The 15,388-nt window shown below is 61.6% G+C and carries 17 protein-coding genes and 1 pseudogene; 3 read left to right on the plus strand and 15 right to left on the minus strand.

What is annotated here, in order from left to right:
* Positions 1-33: 33 nt before the first annotated feature.
* From Q8O96_RS31310 to ubiE, 11 genes and pseudogenes are all read right to left on the minus strand, one after another.
* Complete coding sequence (locus tag Q8O96_RS31310) at positions 34-906, minus strand: methyl-accepting chemotaxis protein (RefSeq protein ID WP_371826193.1); 873 nt, start codon at positions 904-906, stop codon at positions 34-36.
* Positions 892-1,950, minus strand: a pseudogene (locus Q8O96_RS31315) (methyl-accepting chemotaxis protein); the annotation flags it as partial. The gene Q8O96_RS31310 and the pseudogene Q8O96_RS31315, both read right to left, overlap by 15 nt.
* Before the next feature lie 123 nt (positions 1,951-2,073).
* Positions 2,074-2,781 carry a 16S rRNA (uracil(1498)-N(3))-methyltransferase gene (locus Q8O96_RS19960; RefSeq protein ID WP_102862779.1) on the minus strand — a complete coding sequence of 236 codons (708 nt, stop codon included), beginning with the start codon at positions 2,779-2,781 and terminating at the stop codon, positions 2,074-2,076.
* On the minus strand, positions 2,778-3,572 hold the full coding sequence (tatC, locus tag Q8O96_RS19965; RefSeq protein ID WP_102862780.1) for a twin-arginine translocase subunit TatC: 795 nt from the start codon (positions 3,570-3,572) through the stop codon (positions 2,778-2,780). Before tatC ends, Q8O96_RS19960 begins: the two co-directional genes overlap by 4 nt.
* Positions 3,569-4,009: a Sec-independent protein translocase protein TatB gene (gene tatB / locus Q8O96_RS19970; RefSeq protein ID WP_305949284.1), complete on the minus strand. Its 441-nt coding sequence runs from the start codon at positions 4,007-4,009 to the stop codon at positions 3,569-3,571. The genes tatC and tatB overlap by 4 nt, the downstream gene beginning before the upstream one ends.
* A gap of 10 nt (positions 4,010-4,019) precedes the next feature.
* A complete protein-coding gene (locus tag Q8O96_RS19975; RefSeq protein WP_102862782.1) occupies positions 4,020-4,301 on the minus strand; it encodes a twin-arginine translocase TatA/TatE family subunit in 282 nt (93 codons plus the stop codon).
* A 25-nt stretch (positions 4,302-4,326) separates the two neighbouring features.
* Positions 4,327-4,659, minus strand: a complete 333-nt coding sequence (locus Q8O96_RS19980; RefSeq protein ID WP_011058798.1) for a phosphoribosyl-ATP diphosphatase — start codon at positions 4,657-4,659, stop codon at positions 4,327-4,329.
* Position 4,660: 1 nt separating this feature from the next.
* Positions 4,661-5,053: a phosphoribosyl-AMP cyclohydrolase gene (gene hisI / locus Q8O96_RS19985; protein ID WP_102862783.1), complete on the minus strand. Its 393-nt coding sequence runs from the start codon at positions 5,051-5,053 to the stop codon at positions 4,661-4,663.
* An 80-nt stretch (positions 5,054-5,133) separates the two neighbouring features.
* On the minus strand, positions 5,134-6,738 hold the full coding sequence (gene ubiB / locus Q8O96_RS19990) for a ubiquinone biosynthesis regulatory protein kinase UbiB (protein WP_305949285.1): 1,605 nt from the start codon (positions 6,736-6,738) through the stop codon (positions 5,134-5,136).
* A complete protein-coding gene (locus Q8O96_RS19995; protein ID WP_102882093.1) occupies positions 6,735-7,358 on the minus strand; it encodes an SCP2 domain-containing protein in 624 nt (207 codons plus the stop codon). Before Q8O96_RS19995 ends, ubiB begins: the two co-directional genes overlap by 4 nt.
* Positions 7,358-8,128 carry a bifunctional demethylmenaquinone methyltransferase/2-methoxy-6-polyprenyl-1,4-benzoquinol methylase UbiE gene (ubiE, locus tag Q8O96_RS20000; RefSeq protein WP_011058802.1) on the minus strand — a complete coding sequence of 257 codons (771 nt, stop codon included), beginning with the start codon at positions 8,126-8,128 and terminating at the stop codon, positions 7,358-7,360. Before ubiE ends, Q8O96_RS19995 begins: the two co-directional genes overlap by 1 nt.
* A gap of 155 nt (positions 8,129-8,283) precedes the next feature.
* On the opposite strand from ubiE, the gene Q8O96_RS20005 reads away from it, so the two are divergent.
* The 3 genes from Q8O96_RS20005 to Q8O96_RS20015 all read left to right on the plus strand — a co-directional run bounded on the left by Q8O96_RS20005 (position 8,284) and on the right by Q8O96_RS20015 (position 10,045).
* Positions 8,284-8,559 (plus strand): polyhydroxyalkanoic acid system family protein, encoded by a 276-nt coding sequence (locus Q8O96_RS20005; protein ID WP_102862786.1) that lies wholly within the window; start codon positions 8,284-8,286, stop codon positions 8,557-8,559.
* A gap of 198 nt (positions 8,560-8,757) precedes the next feature.
* Positions 8,758-9,180 (plus strand): phasin family protein, encoded by a 423-nt coding sequence (locus Q8O96_RS20010; RefSeq protein ID WP_102862787.1) that lies wholly within the window; start codon positions 8,758-8,760, stop codon positions 9,178-9,180.
* Between the two features lie 10 nt (positions 9,181-9,190).
* A complete protein-coding gene (locus Q8O96_RS20015; protein ID WP_305949286.1) occupies positions 9,191-10,045 on the plus strand; it encodes a phasin family protein in 855 nt (284 codons plus the stop codon).
* A 67-nt stretch (positions 10,046-10,112) separates the two neighbouring features.
* Here Q8O96_RS20015 and Q8O96_RS20020 read toward each other — a convergent pair whose 3' ends face one another.
* From Q8O96_RS20020 to phaC (Q8O96_RS20035), 4 genes are all read right to left on the minus strand, one after another.
* Positions 10,113-10,733 carry a TetR/AcrR family transcriptional regulator gene (locus Q8O96_RS20020; RefSeq protein ID WP_305949359.1) on the minus strand — a complete coding sequence of 207 codons (621 nt, stop codon included), beginning with the start codon at positions 10,731-10,733 and terminating at the stop codon, positions 10,113-10,115.
* Positions 10,734-10,798: 65 nt separating this feature from the next.
* Positions 10,799-12,481, minus strand: coding sequence for a class II poly(R)-hydroxyalkanoic acid synthase (gene phaC, locus Q8O96_RS20025; RefSeq protein ID WP_102862790.1), 1,683 nt, complete (start codon positions 12,479-12,481; stop codon positions 10,799-10,801).
* 108 nt (positions 12,482-12,589) lie between these two features.
* Positions 12,590-13,450, minus strand: coding sequence for a poly(3-hydroxyalkanoate) depolymerase (gene phaZ / locus Q8O96_RS20030; protein WP_102862791.1), 861 nt, complete (start codon positions 13,448-13,450; stop codon positions 12,590-12,592).
* Positions 13,451-13,580: 130 nt separating this feature from the next.
* The gene (gene phaC / locus Q8O96_RS20035) at positions 13,581-15,260 is read right to left on the minus strand and encodes a class II poly(R)-hydroxyalkanoic acid synthase (protein ID WP_102862792.1); all 1,680 of its coding nucleotides are present in this window, start codon (positions 15,258-15,260) and stop codon (positions 13,581-13,583) included.
* Positions 15,261-15,388 lie beyond the last annotated feature (128 nt).

Raw genomic sequence — 15,388 nt, forward strand, 5'->3', positions numbered from 1 at the left:
GGGATGCAGGAGCCGAATTACCGGCGAAGCGGGTCAGACCCGGAAGCGCCCCACCAGGCTTTGCAGGTGAATCCCCAGCCGCGCCAGCTCGGCGCTGGAGGCCGCGGTTTCTTCGCTGGCCGATGAAGTCTGTTCAGACACATCACGCACATTCAACACGCTGCGGTTGATCTCTTCCGCTACCGCGCTCTGCTGCTCGGCTGCCGCGGCGATCTGCTGGTTCATCGCCTGGATGGCCGACACGGTGCGGGTGATGTTCTCCAGCGACCCCCCGGCCCGGCGGGTCAGTTCAACGCTGCTGTCGGTGAGACTGCGGCTGGTGTCCAGGGTGCTGGCCACTTGCTGGGTGCCGCTTTGCAGGCCGACGATCAGCTCGGCAATCTCTTCGGTGGATTGCTGGGTGCGCTGGGCAAGACTGCGCACTTCGTCGGCAACCACGGCGAAACCACGTCCGGCTTCACCGGCCCGGGCCGCTTCGATGGCGGCGTTGAGGGCCAGCAGGTTGGTCTGCTGGGCCACCGACTTGATGACATCCAGTACGCTGCCGATCTTGTCACTTTCCTGCTTGAGGTGGCCCATGGCTTCGGTGGAGTGGCCTACCTCGCTGGCCAGGCGCTCGATCTGGGCAATGGCCTCGTTCACCACGCGATCACCCTCGCGGGCCTGCTGATCGGCGGCTACAGCGGCCTCTGAGGCTTCTTCGGCATTGCGCGCGACTTCCTGCACCGTGGCGGCCATTTCGTTCATGGCCGTGGCCACCTGGTCGGTTTCCACCTTCTGGCTGTTGACCCCGGCGCTGGTCTGCTCGGTGACGGCCGATAACTGTTCGGCGGCGCTGGCGATCTGGGTCACGCCGTCGCTGATGCCACCGATCAGTTCCCGCAAGCCGAGGGTCATGCGTTGCATGGCTTTCTGCAGTTGGCCAAGTTCATCGTGGCGATCCACTGCCAGGTTCTGGCTGAGATCGCCGGCAGCCACGCGTTCGGCGGCCTTGAGGGTCTGTTGCAGCGGCTGGATGATCTGTCGAGTGATGGCCCACGAGGCAATCAGGCCAAACACCAACGCCAGTACCGTGGCAATCAGCAGGGTGCTCTTGGCCTGGCTGGCATCGCTGTCACGCTTGGCGGTCTGTACGCTGGTCAATTGGTTGCTCAGTGTCATCAGCCGGTCGCCCTGGGCAGCCATGCGCAGGAGGGCCGCGGCACTGGCCTCTTCGGCGTCGCTGAAGTTGCTGACGGCCGCTCGGTAAGCTTTAAGCGAGTCGCTGGCCTGCTGCAGGTTGGCAATGTGCTGCTCCGGCAGGCGGGTCGGCAGGCTGGTGAGGTTGTTCAGCGCGTTATCGATGGCATCCAGAGCCGGCTGTTTGGCTGCCGGCTTGGCGCTATAGGTGTAGCCACGCACCTGGAAGCGTGCCTGCTGGATCAGTTTGGAGAGGTCGATGACGCTGTTGAACTGAGCCACGCTGTCGCCTTGCAGCAGCGACTTCTCGACCTCGGTCACACGGGCCACGGCATTGTCGGCACTGGCGCCGAGCTGGGCCCGGGCGGCCTCGCGGCTGGTAGTGGCGCGGGTCATGTCGGCAAAGGCTTTCTGGTACTCGGCCACGGCGCTCAGTTGCTGATCCAGCATGGCAATGCTTTCAGGTTGCTGCAGTTGCACACGGGCGGCCCGCAGACCTTCGTCGAGTTGTTTGAGTATGTCGTTGACGGCGGCCGGGCCTTGCTCGCCATGGTGCATCTCGTAGTTGAGACGGGCGATGCGCAGGTCTTTGGTCATGCCATAGAGCGTGGAGATGTTGCCGAGTTTGTCGCCACGGTCGATCACTCGGCCCAGGCCGGTCCAGCCAGTGGCGGTGATCAACAGGGTCAGAAGCAGTACCAGGCCGAAGCCGATACCGAGTTTGCGGCTGACGCTTACATTTCCCAGGTTCCTGGCTAGCCAACGGTACATGCTGCGAACTCCCTTTTAGCAAGATGGGCTTAACCATAGGCTATCGGCGGGAGCGGTGGATTCTGTAGGTAGATGGCTAATTGATATTGCGGGTGAAAGCTCCGGCTGGCACGGAGCCTTTGCTCAAAACAGGCGAGAGAGGAGGGCTGTGACGGCGGTTTCGACCCGCAGGATGCGTTCACCCAATTGCACCGGTTGCAGGCCGGCCTTGGCCAACAGATCGATCTCGTAGGGGATCCAGCCACCTTCGGGGCCGATGGCCAGGGTGACCGGTTCATCCAGGCCGCGGGGGCAGGGCGGGTACTGGCCGGGGTGGCCCACCAGGCCCAGGGTGCCTGCGCTGAGGGCCGGCAGGCGATCCTCGACGAAGGGCTTGAAGCGTTTTTCGATGACCACTTCAGGTAGCACGCTGTCGCGAGCCTGCTCCAGGCCGAGAATCAGCTGTTCACGAATGGCACCGGGTTCCAGGAACGGGGTTTGCCAGAAGCTCTTTTCCACCCGGTAGCTGTTGACCAGCACCAGCCGTGGCACGCCCATGGCGGCGACGGTCTGCAGCACTCGACGAAGCATCTTCGGGCGTGGCAGGGCCAGCACCATGGTCAGCGGCAGCTTGGCCGGGGGGGGCTGGTCCAGGGTGATTTGCAGCTCGGCTTCGGTGGCTTCCAGGCGCAGCACCCGGGCTGAACCCATCAGCCCGCCGATACGCCCGACCCGCAGGCTGTCGCCTACCGCTACCCGATGCACTTCTTGCATATGGGTCAGGCGCCGGTCGCGCAGCACCACCAGGTCGGCCGCGATGAAGTCGGCCTCTTCCAGAAGCAGCAGGTTCACGCTTGGGTCGCTGGCGGCTGGTCGTTGTGATCGTCAGCCGGGGCATCGTCCGGGTGGTCGCCGCGCTTGCTGATCAGCCCGCCAAACAGCACGCCAACTTCGAACAGCAGCCACATGGGCACGGCCAGCAGGGTCTGGGAGAAGATATCCGGCGGGGTGAGAATCATGCCCACCACAAAGCAGCCAATGATCACGTAAGGCCGGATCTTCCTCAGGTAGGCCACGTTGACCACGCCGATCCACACCAGCAGCACCACCGCCACCGGGATTTCGAAAGCCACGCCGAAGGCGAAGAACAGGGTCATGACGAAATCGAGGTAGCTGGTGATGTCGGTCATCATCTCCACGCCGGCCGGGGTGGCGGCAGCGAAGAACTTGAAGATCAGCGGAAACACCAGGAAGTAGGCGAAGGCCATGCCGATGTAGAACAGCAGGATGCTCGACACCAACAGCGGTACGGCGATGCGCTTCTCATGCTTGTACAGCCCGGGGGCGATAAAGCCCCAGATCTGATGCAGGATCACCGGGATCGCCAGGAACAGCGAGACCATCATGGTCAGTTTCAGCGGGGTGAGAAATGGCGAGGCGACGTCGGTGGCGATCATCGTCGCACCCACCGGCAGGTACTGGCGCAGTGGCGTGGAGACGATGGTGTAGATCTGCTGGGTGAAGGCGAACAACCCGGCGAAGATGATGAAGATCGCCGCTACGCAGCGCAGCAGGCGGGTACGCAGCTCGGTGAGGTGCGACACCAGCGGCATGTGTTGGTCGTTCTCTGGGATATCGCTCATGGGGCTCGCGGCGGCAAAGTGGGGTCGTGGGGGGCCGTGGTGGCGGGTGTCGCCACCGGGGCCGCAGGCTCGGCAATCGGAGTCGTTGGCAGCGGCGCTTCGTTCACCGGGGCCGTTCCAGCTACCGGCGCAGAGCTTGGCGAGTGAATCGTCTGCTCGGCAATCGGTTCGACCGGAGTCGGTTGCTGCTGGGTCGGAGCGAGGATCTTCCGCGCTTCCTGCTCCAGGGACAGAATGTGCTCGTTGTGCAGTTGCCGGCGGATTTCGTCGGCCCCGATTTCACGTTCAACTTCCTGTTTTATCGCGTTGAAGCTGCGCTTCAGGCGCCCGACCCACAGGCCGGCGGTACGCGCCGCGCCAGGCAGGCGCTCGGGGCCGAGCACCAGCAGGGCCACCAGGCCCACCAGCAGCAGTTCAGAGAAGCTGATACCAAACATTAGTCAGTGCTCACGAGTCTTTGCGGGTCGGCTCTTCGACTTTTTGTGCCTGCACATCGATGGTGTGCGGCTGGTTCAGCGGAGCGCTTTGTTGTGGCTGAACCGGTGGCACGGGCTGTGCCGCTGGGGGTACTACGGGCTCGGCGGGCTTTTCGTCGTCGTTCATGGCCTTGCGAAAGCCCTTGATCGATTCGCCAACGTCGGTGCCCAGGTTCTTGAGCTTCTTGGTGCCAAATACCAGTACCACGACCACCAGGATGACGACCCAGTGTTTCCAGTCAAAAATGCCCATGCTGCGTTTCCTCTTAGAAAGTTGTTCAGGCGGACGGACGCGAGGCTTTCTCGGCGTGTCCAGACAGACCGAAGCGGCGATCCAGTTCATCGAGCACGGCCTGGGGGTGCTGACCCAACTGCGCCAGCATGACCAGGGTATGGAACCACAGGTCTGCGGTTTCATAGATCACATCGCTGCAGTCACCGCTGATGGCGGCGTCCTTGGCGGCGATGATGGTTTCCACCGATTCTTCACCGACTTTTTCCAGAATCTTGTTCAGCCCCTTGTGATACAGGCTGGCCACATAGGAGCTGTCGGCTGCGGCGTCTTTACGCTCTTCCAGCACTTGGGCCAGACGGGTGAGGGTATCGCTCATGTCAGTGTCCTGCAGAATAAATCGCGTGCGGGTCCTTGAGGACCGGTTCGACGGTTTTCCACTCGCCGTCTTCGTAGACGCGGTAGAAACAGCTGTGGCGGCCGGTGTGACAGGCAATGTCGCCGATCTGCTCGACCATCAGGATGATCACGTCAGCGTCGCAGTCCAGGCGCATTTCATGCAGCTTCTGCACGTGCCCGGACTCTTCGCCCTTGCGCCATAGCTTGCCACGGGAACGTGACCAATAGATGGCGCGGTTCTCGGCAGCGGTCAGGCTCAGGGCCTCGCGGTTCATCCAGGCCATCATCAGTACGCGCCCGGTCTTGTGATCCTGGGCGATGGCCGGCACCAGGCCGTGCGCATCCCATTTGATCTGGTCCAGCCAATCTTTCATTTTCGACTCCGACAACCGGGCTCAACCCGCTGGTGACGCCTCGGCGATTTCGACAGTTTGCCAGCAGGTCGCGCCACTGGCTATCGGCGAACGATCAGATACAAACCCACCGCAATCATGATGCCGGCAGGCCAGTGGCCCAGCTCATGCAGCGGACCACCGGCGGCCAGAACGGCGCCGCCACCCAGATGGGCGGTGCCCAGCAGGCGCAGGAACCAGTCGTCTTTGCGCTTGTGCCAGGGTGCCGGAGGGTTGGCGGCATGGGGCTGCGACATGCGTTCCAGCAGGTCGCGGGTCATGTTGGCCAGGTGGGGGAGCTGTTCGATCTGGTTGTGGATATTGCCGAACACGGCTTTCGGACTGACCCGTTCGCGCATCCAGCGTTCGAGGAAAGGTTGCGCGGTGTTCCACAGGTCCAGGTCCGGGTACAGCTGACGGCCCAGGCCCTCGATGTTGAGCAGGGTCTTCTGCAGCAGCACCAGCTGCGGCTGCACTTCCATGTTGAAGCGCCGGGCGGTCTGGAACAGGCGCATCAGTACCTGGCCAAAGGAAATGTCCTTCAACGGCTTTTCGAAGATCGGCTCGCACACGGTGCGGATCGCCGCCTCGAATTCGTTGAGCTTGGTTTCCGCCGGGACCCAGCCGGAATCAATGTGCAACTGGGCCACGCGGCGGTAGTCGCGCTTGAAGAAGGCGAACAGGTTGCGCGCCAGGTAGTCCTGGTCTTCCGGGGTCAGGCTGCCGACGATGCCGCAGTCGATGGCAATGTACTGCGGGCTCCAGGGCTGCACGGTGCTGACGAAGATGTTGCCCGGGTGCATGTCGGCGTGGAAGAAACTGTCGCGGAACACCTGGGTGAAGAAGATCTCCACACCGCGCTCGGCGAGCATCTTCATGTCGGTGCGCTGGTCGGCCAGGGTTGCCAGATCGGTCACCTGGATGCCGTAGATGCGCTCCATCACCAGCACTTTCGGCCGGCACCAGTCCCAGTAGACCTGGGGCACATACAGCAGCGGCGAGCCTTCGAAGTTGCGCTTGAGCTGGCTGGCGTTGGCCGCCTCGCGCAGCAGGTCGAGCTCGTCGTAGATGGTTTTCTCGTAGTCGCTGACCACTTCCACCGGGTGCAGCAGGCGCGCGTCGGCCGAAAGCTTTTCCGCGGCGCGGGCGAGAATGAACAGCCACGCCAGGTCTTGGGCGATGATTGGCTTGAGCCCGGGGCGGATCACCTTGACCACCACTTCTTCACCGGTCTTGAGCTTGGCGGCGTGGACCTGGGCCACCGAGGCCGAGGCCAGCGGCTCGATGTCGAAGCGGCTGAACACGTCGCTGATCTTTTTGCCCAGTTGCTCTTCGATCAGGGCCACGGATTTCTGTGAATCGAACGGTGGCACCCGGTCCTGCAGCAGCATCAGTTCGTCGGCGATGTCTTCCGGCAGCAGGTCGCGGCGGGTGGAGAGGATCTGCCCGAACTTGATGAAGATCGGCCCCAGGTCCTGCAGCGCCAGGCGCAGCCGGGCACCGCTGCTCAGTTCCAGCGGCTTGCGCGGGAACCAGCGCCAGGGCAGGGCGAAGCGCAGGGCCAGGAGAAACCAGGGCAGAGGCAGGGCAAACAGCAGGTCATCGAGGCGGTAACGGATCACGACGCGCTGGATGCGCAACAGACGGCGGACGGCAAGCAGCTTCATGCGTTATCGCTTGGGTCAAGGGAGCGGGAAAGGCGCTCGAAGCGCGCCTCGAGACGTTCCAGGTCGAGTTTGGCCTGATCCAGCTCACGAAAGCGCGCTTCGGCTTCGCGCTGGCCCACCAGGGTGCGCGATTCTTCGGCGAGGAATTCGGCGAGGTTCTGATTCAGGCTGGCAAATCCTTGCTGATACCAGCGGGCGCGGCTGCGCACATGGCCACTGAACAGTTGGGTGGCCACGGGGCCCAGCCACCGGGACAGTTCGTATTCCCAGTCCAGCTCCAGGTCCTGGAGGATGGCCGCCAGGTCCAGCAGCACGCCGCTGTCGCCTTCCAGCTCTACTTCGGGGCTGTGCAGGATCGCGGTCTTGTCCTTGCTCAGTGCCAGGCGCATCAGGCTTGAAGCCGGTGCACGGAGGGTGCAGTCAGGGTCCGCAGCCCACTGGGAGGCCAGCATCAGGCCTTCGTCGCTGGGCAGGATGAACAGCTGCAATGCCGGGTTGCGGCAATCCACTGCGATCACCTTGCCATTGAGGTGCTGCAGGCGCGGCAGGGCCGTACTGTCCAGACGCAACACCCGATTGATGCCGGTCTCGACGCTGGCGAGCAAGCCGCTGAGCAACATCAGGGCTTGATGCCGCGGTGCAGGGCGACGATGCCTGCGGTCATGTTGTGATAGGTCACGCGGTCGAAACCGGCCTCGACCATCATCGACTTCAGGGTTTCCTGGTTGGGGTGCATGCGGATCGATTCGGCCAGGTAGCGATAGCTCTCCGAGTCGTTGGTGATCAGCTTGCCGGCCAGGGGCATGAAGGCGAACGAATAGGCGTCGTAGACCTTGGACATCAGCGCGTTGGTCGGCTTGGAGAACTCCAGCACCAACAGCCGGCCGCCGGGCTTGAGCACTCGCAGCATGGAGCGCAGGGCGTCTTCTTTATGGGTGACGTTGCGCAGGCCGAAGGCGATGGTCACGCAGTCGAAATGGTTGTCCGGGAAGGGCAGTTTTTCCGCATCGGCCTGGACGAATTCGACGTTGCCGGCCACACCCAGGTCCAGCAGGCGGTCGCGACCGACCTTGAGCATGGACTCGTTGATGTCGGCCAGTACCACTTGGCCAGTAGGGCCTACCAGGTGGGAGAAGCGCTTGGTCAGGTCGCCAGTGCCGCCCGCGATGTCCAGTACGCGATTGCCGGCGCGTACGCCCGACAGCTCGATGGTGAAGCGTTTCCACAAACGGTGCATGCCGCCGGACAGTACGTCATTCATCAGGTCGTACTTGGCCGCTACCGAGTGGAACACTTCTGCGACTTTTTCCGCCTTCTGGCTTTCAGGAACGTTCTTGAAGCCGAAGTGCGTGGTGGGTTCGGCATCGCTGCCTTTGCGCTGATCAGTCATATCGCTGTCACCAAAAGAGAATGCGCGACATTCTAATGCCGGTGGCGGTCTTTGTCTTGGCAAGGCTGAATGTAAGATAGCGATCCGCCGGGACGTTTTGACGCACTCAGGGTCAAGATGCTTCAGGCAAGTCCCGAAACAGCAGGAGTCCTTCAATGGCCCGTATTAGTGTTGAACGTGCCCATGGCCTGGGTAAGCAGGTGGCCCGTGAAAAGGCTGACAAACTGGCGCAGAAACTCGCCGATCAGTATGGCCTGGAGCCGCAATGGGCAGGGGATACCCTGAATCTCAAGCGCTCAGGCGTCAAAGGCGCGGTGCATGTGGGCGAAGAATCGATCCGTATCGATGTGGAACTGGGGCTGTTGATGTCCGCCATGAGCGGCACCATCAAGTCGGAAATCGAAAAGGCCCTGGACAAGGCCCTGACCTGAGTCCACCCGCAGGAGCCGGCTTGTCGGCGCATCGCAGGCACTGCAACGGTGCCAGGCAAAGCGCATCGCCGGCCAGCAGGCTCCTACATGATTTGATGACATTCGTTAGGGTGCCGATTCTAATTTTTCTCTTTAGGTTGTGCCTCAGGTCCTCTTTCCGAGGGCAGTTCCTCAAACCTTCTGCGCGTGAGGTGCACCATGGCCAAAGTAATTCTGAAGAAAAAAGTTGATGTTCAATCAACTGCTCTGAGCGAAGTCAAATCCTATGCCCGCAAGATCTGGCTGGCAGGCCTGGGTGCCTACGCCAAAGTTGGCCAGGAGGGCAGCGACTACTTCCAGGAGTTGATCAAGGCTGGTCAATCCGTTGAAAAGAAAGGCAAAAAAGTTGTCACTGAACAACTTGAAGCGGCCAACAGTCAGATTGATAGCGTTAAAGGGGATGTCAGCACTCTTAAAGGCAAAGTCGAAGTGCAACTGGATAAAGTCGAGAAGGCTTTTGACACGCGCGTCGCCAGTGCCTTGAATCGTATCGGCATTCCGTCTAAACATGACGTTGAGACACTCTCTGCTAAGCTCGATGAGCTGACGGCGTTGCTCGAACGTGTCGCGCGTAAACATTAAGGAGAACGGGATGGCTGGTAAAAAGAATACTGAAAAAGAAGGCAGCTCGTGGATCGGGAAAGTCGAAGAGTACTCCCGTAAAATTTGGCTTGCTGGTTTAGGCGTGTACTCGAAAATCGACTCTGACGGCAGCAAGCTTTTCGAGACACTGGTCAAGGACGGTGAGAAAGCCGAGAAACTGACCAAGAGCGTAGTTGGCAAGAAAGTGGATGCTGCCAAAGACTCCGCAAGTTCCGCCAAGTCGCGCATCAGCGACGTCAAGGACCGCGCCCTGGGCAAGTGGGATGAACTGGAAGGCGCTTTCGACAAGCGTTTGAACAGTGCCATCTCGCGTCTGGGCGTACCGAGCCGCAATGAGGTCAAGGCGCTGCACGACAAGGTCGATACCCTGACCAAGCAGATCGAGAAACTCACAGGTGCCAAGGTCGCGCCGGTTGCGGCCAAGACCGCTGCCGCCAAACCGGCGGCAAAACCTGCTGCCAAACCACTGGCCAAGCCTGCCGCCAAACCGGCAGTCAAGGCCGCCGCAAAACCTGCCGCCAAGCCAGCAGCGAAAACAGCGGCCGCCAAACCGGCAACCAAACCCGCCGCCAAGCCCGTTGCCAAGCCCGTTGCCGCCAAGCCAGCGGCCAAACCCGCTGCCAAGCCAGCGGTGAAAGCCGCCGCCAAACCCGCTGCGAAGCCGGCCGTGGCGAAAAAGCCTGTAGCCAAGAAGCCTGTAGCAGCCAAGCCCGCTGCAGCAGCCAAGCCTGCAACTGCGGCACCAGTGGCCTCGGCCAACTCGGCGAATTCCGCTGCAGCACCTGGCCCGGCTGTAACTCCGACTGCAGCGCCAACTCCAGTGACGCCAAGCAGCCAGTCCTGATTACATCAGGCACACAAAAAACGCCCGGCCTGCGAAGGTCGGGCGTTTTTTATTGGGGAGCCATCGGCTACCCCTGTTCATCCAGGTAACGCCGGGCCATCTGTTCCGTGGCCAGTTTTGCCGGTGGCAGCAGGTGCGGCGCCACCAGCATCATGATCTGGTAGACCACCAGGCGCACTTCCCCTTCGCGATCGAGAATCCGTTGGTAATCCAGTGAGAACAGCAAGGTCATGGTGATCTGTTCCACCAGTTGGCCCAGGGCTTGGGTGCCGCTGACCAGTTGGCCTAGGGCCTTGAGCCGAGCCAGCAGGGAAGCCAGGGTGCGCTTGAGGGCGTTGAGCAGATTGCGAATGCCTTTGGCCAGTTTCGGCAGGCGTCCCGCAAGGTTGGAGAGGTCCTGGAACAGAAAGCGGTAGTGGGCCAGGCGCTCGACAATCAAGTGTAGGAACAACCAATAGTCTTCCGGCGCCAGTTGGGCATCGGACGGAGGGTCCAGCAGCGGTGTCAGCTCGTTCTGGAAACGCTCGAACAAGCCGAGCACCAGAGGTTCCTTGCCATGGAAGTGGTAGTAGAGGTTGCCGGGGCTGATCCCCATTTCATTGGCCACCTCCATGGTGGAGACATTGGGCTCGCCCTTCTGGTTGAACAGTTGCAGGGCACATTCGAGTATCCGGTCGCGGGTCTTCATCCTGACTTCTTGTCGGTCCATTGAGGGGTACGACTCCAGCGGCGGAGTCGTGGTGCAAAGTGTCTTCAGCGCACGCGCACGTAGGTGCCTGGAGCAGCCTCCATCGGTGGGTAGTTCTGGTTGCCCAGAGTGGTCAGGGTTTCCCGCTGCGCTCCGGAGTGTTCCTGAACCCAGGTCAGCCATTGGCTCCACCAACTACCGTCGACGTGTTTGGCGTCGTAGTACCAGGCTCGAGGGTCGCTGCTGAGCTTGTGGTTCTCCACGTAGTTGGCCTTGGGGTTGCTTGGTGGGTTGAGGATGCTCTGCACGTGCCCGCTGTTGGACAGTACAAAACGTTTCTCGCCTCCCAGCAGCAGGGTCGAGCGGTACACCGCGTCCCAGGGCGTGATGTGGTCGTTGATCCCGGCCACGCTGAAGCTGTCCACCGTGACCTTCTGCAAGTCGATCGGTGTGCCGCAGACTTCCAGTCCACCCTCGTGGCTCAGCGGGTTGTGCTTGAAGAAGTCCAGCAGGTCGCCGTGCAAGGCGGCGGGCAAGCGGGTGCTGTCGTTGTTCCAGTACAGGATGTCGAAGACCGGCGGCTCCTTGCCCAGCAGGTAGTTGTTGACCCAGTAGTTCCAGATCAGGTCGTTGGGGCGCATCCAGGCAAACACCTTGGCCATGTCGCGGCCGTCCAGCACCCCTTGCTGGTAGGAGCGACGCTTGGCTGCCTCCAGGGTTTTCTCATCGGCAAACAAGGTGGCCGGGCTGTCCAGCTGGCTGTCCAGCAGACTCACCAGGTAGGTGGCGCTGGCGACCCGGCGCAGTTGCCGCTTGGCCTGCAGGTGGCCTTGCAGGGCGGCGATGGTCAGGCCGCCGGCGCAGGCGCCCACCAGATTGACTTCCCGACTGCCGGTAATGGCGCGAGCGACATTCAGTGCCTCTTCGGCTGCTTCCACATAGCTCGACAGGCCCCATTCGCGATGGCGCACGTCCGGGTTGCGCCAGCTGATCATGAACACCTGCAGGCCGTTCTTCAGCGCGTACTGAACGAAGCTGTTGGCCGGGCTGAGGTCGAAAATGTAGTACTTGTTGATCTGTGGCGGCACGATCAGCACTGGCTTGGCGTACTGTTTTTCGCTCATGGGGCTGTACTGGATCAGTTCCAGCAATTCATTGCGAAACACCACCGAACCCGGGGTTACGGCCAGGTTTCGGCCGACTTCGAAGGCGTGTTTGGTCACCTGGCTGGGCAATCCGTTGTTGTGCAGCAGGTCATCCACCAGGTTGCTGATGCCGCGCACCACGCTGTTGCCACCGGTGTTGAAAATCTCCTTGAGGGCCAGTGGGTTGAGCAGGGTGTTGGAGGGTGCCACGGCGTCATTGAGCAGGGAAAAGGCAAAGTGCGCCCGGGCCCGGTCGTCCTCGCTCATTGTGCTGTCGTCGATCCAGTTCCGGACTTGCTTCTGCCAGCTCAGGTAAGCCTGCAGACCCCGTTTGTAAAAAGGGTTGAGGGTCCAGGCCGGGTCGGCGAAACGGTTGTCCTTGGGGTTGGGTTTGTGCAGGGTTTCCCCCAGCAGCACGCGTCCCAGCTGGCCGCCCAGCGCTAAGGTATGACGGGCGCTGTGCAACGGATTACGTAGACTGTGGGCCGCGAGGCTGCGCAACGTGGAAAGCAGATCCCGGCCGCGCAGACCGGTGATCGCACTCTGTGCGTTGATATAGGCTGCGGGGGAGGGCAGCGAGCCCTGCGCAGGTTTGTCTTGCATGAGTCAACACTCCTTCGTCAAACCACTAACAAGCAGACCAATCCAAGACAGACAACATAGTCGGTCCTGGCCCTTCTTGCGCGCGACGATCCTGTCGACAGGTATCTTTTACTTCACGGGACGCAAAGGCTGGGGATGCGGATGCATCACTGCCCTTTGTCGTTCCTCCTGGAGGAACTTCATGATGATGGGGGCAACGGCCTCGGCCCGGGTGATCAGGAACAGGTGGCCGTCATCGATGATGTGCAGTTGGGCGTTGGGAATTCGCCAGGCCAGCATACGCATGTTGACCAAGGGGATCAGCGGATCGTCATCACCGGCCAGCACCAGGGTCGGCTGGCGGATCTTGTGCAGCCAGTGAATGCTGGTCCAGCCCAGGCCGGCGAACAGCTGCCAGTAATAGCCCAGCTTGCCGGCCGAGCGCACCTTGGCCGCGTGTTCAGCGGCCAGGTTCGGGTCGCGGCGGAAGGAGCCACCGTAGATCAGCGGGGCGATGCGCATTACGTGGGAGGGCTGCACGTAGCGCCGCGGACTGGCCATCATCCACAGCACTTTGGGCTTGCCGGGGACCATGAAAGCGCCGGCGGCGGTGGCTGCCAGCACCAGCTTCTTGCAGCGCTCCGGGTAGTCGTAGGCGAATTGCTGGGCCAGGGCCCCGCCCCATGAAACGCCCACCGCGTTGACCTGGCCATAGTCCAGGTAATCGAGCATGCGTGCGGTCAGCTTGGCCAGGCCCGGGAAACGATAAGGCCGGCTTGGGGTCGAGGAACCGCCAACTCCCGGGACGTCGAAGGCAATGACCTCCAGGTCCGGGTCCAGGGCTTGGACGAAGGGGAACACCAGCTCCAGGTTGGCACCGATACCGTTGAAGATCAGCAGCGGCGTCAAGTGAGGCTTGCCGGGGCGTACCGCAGTGCGGATGGTCTGGCCGTCCAGATCAACGGTACGGAAGATGAAAGAGTGTGGCATGCCGTAGCCCTGTGAATTGAACCATTGGAGGCGCCTTCCCGGGCGTCCTCCGGATTTCCTGAGGCCAGGCCTCGTACCAAGAATAGGGCTTGGCGGCACCTCCTGGCGCCGCGTCGTTTACTACCTGGGCTCAACGTTCGTGGACGTAGGTCCCCGGCGCAGCCTCGGCGGCTGGGTATTTCTTGTTGCCCAGAACACTGGGTGCGGCTTTCAGTTCGCCTGAGCGCTCGGCTTGCCAGGCTTGCCAGTGCAACCACCAGGAGTCGGTGTGCTTGACCGAGTTTTCCTGCCACTGATCGGGACAGGCAGGGATATCGCTGCTGGTCATGTAACGCGCTTTCGGGTTGCCTGGCGGATTGAGGATGCTCTGGATATGACCGCTGCTGGACAGCACGAACTCCACATTGCCGCCGAACAGTTGTGCCGACTTGTAGCAGGACTTCCACGGGGTGATGTGATCGTTGGTGCCGGCCAGGGAGAAAATGTCGGCCGTGACCTGCTTCAGGTCGATCGGCGTCCCGCACACTTCCAGTGCATTGGGGCGGATCAGCGGATTGTTCTTGAACATCTCGATCAGGTCGCCGTGGAACGCGGCAGGCAGGCGGGTGGTGTCGTTGTTCCAGAACAGGATGTCGAACACCGGCGGCTCATTGCCCAGCAGGTAGTTGTTGACCCAGTAGTTCCAGATCAGATCGTTGGGGCGCATCCAGGCGAACACCTTGGCCATGTCCCGGCCTTCGAGGACACCGGCCTGATAGGAGTGGCGCTTGGCCGCTTCCAGAGTCTGCTCGTCGACGAACAGGGCTACCTGGGTATCCAGGGTGGTGTCGAGCACGCTGACCAGCAGGGTCAGGGCATTGACCTTCTTCTCCCCCAGCGCTGCATAGTGGCCCAGCAAGGCCGTGCAGGTGATGCCGCCGGAGCAGGCACCGAGCATGTTCACGTCTTTGCTGCCGGTGATCGCGGTTACCACGTCGACGGCCTCTTTCAGGGCCTCGATATAGGTGGACAGGCCCCATTCCCGCTGTGCCTTGGTGGGGTTGCGCCAGCTGACGATGAAGGTCTGCACATTGTTGCGCAGGCAGAACCGCGCCAGGCTCTTGTCCGGGCTGAGGTCGAAGACATAGAACTTGTTGATCTGCGGCGGCACCACCAGCAGTGGGCGTTCATGCACCTGCTCGGTTATTGGCCGGTACTGGATCAGTTCCAGGACATCGTTGCGAAACACCACAGCCCCTTCGCTGGTGCCCAGGTTCTTGCCGACTTCGAAGGCGTCCATATTCACCTGGCTGGGCATGCCGCCGTTGTGCACCAGGTCCTTGGCCAGGTGGGACAGGCCGTCGAGCAGGCTCTTGCCGCCGGTTTCGAAGAAGCGTTTGACTGCGGCAGGGTTGGCCGCGCTGTTGGTCGGGGCCATGGCCTCGGTCATCAGGTTGATCACGAAGTGGCCGCGGCTGATGTCCTGTTCCGACAGGCTGCTGTCGCCGATCCAGTCGTGGAGCTCTTTGCGCCATGCCAGATAGGTTTGCAGGTAGCGTTTGTACAGCGGGTTCTGGCTCCAGGCCGGATCGTTGAAGCGACGGTCGTCGCTCTCCGGTTGCAGCGTCGACTTGCCGAACATCACGTTCTTCAGTTCGAGGCCGAAATGCGCAACGTGCTTGACGCTGTGGATGGGTTGTTTGATGGCCTGGGCAAGCACCATTCGAGCAGAGGTAAGCAGATCCTTTCTACGCAAGCCGATGACCGGATTGAGCCCCAGGGTGTTTTCCGAGGCTTGGCGTTTCAGGTCATCGTTATTCTTGTTACTCATCTACGACGCTCCATTGTCCTGAGACGAGTACCGGACCTGCTGTGCAGTCACACAGCACGATGCCAGGTACTACTGCTCGGGTGACCGTTAATTGCGCACCGCTGCCTTACAGGCTCGCAAAACTCTGC

Origin of the sequence: Pseudomonas sp. LPH60 (genome assembly GCF_030718165.1) — a bacterium.
Taxonomy (GTDB): Bacteria; Pseudomonadota; Gammaproteobacteria; order Pseudomonadales; family Pseudomonadaceae; genus Aquipseudomonas; species Aquipseudomonas danubii.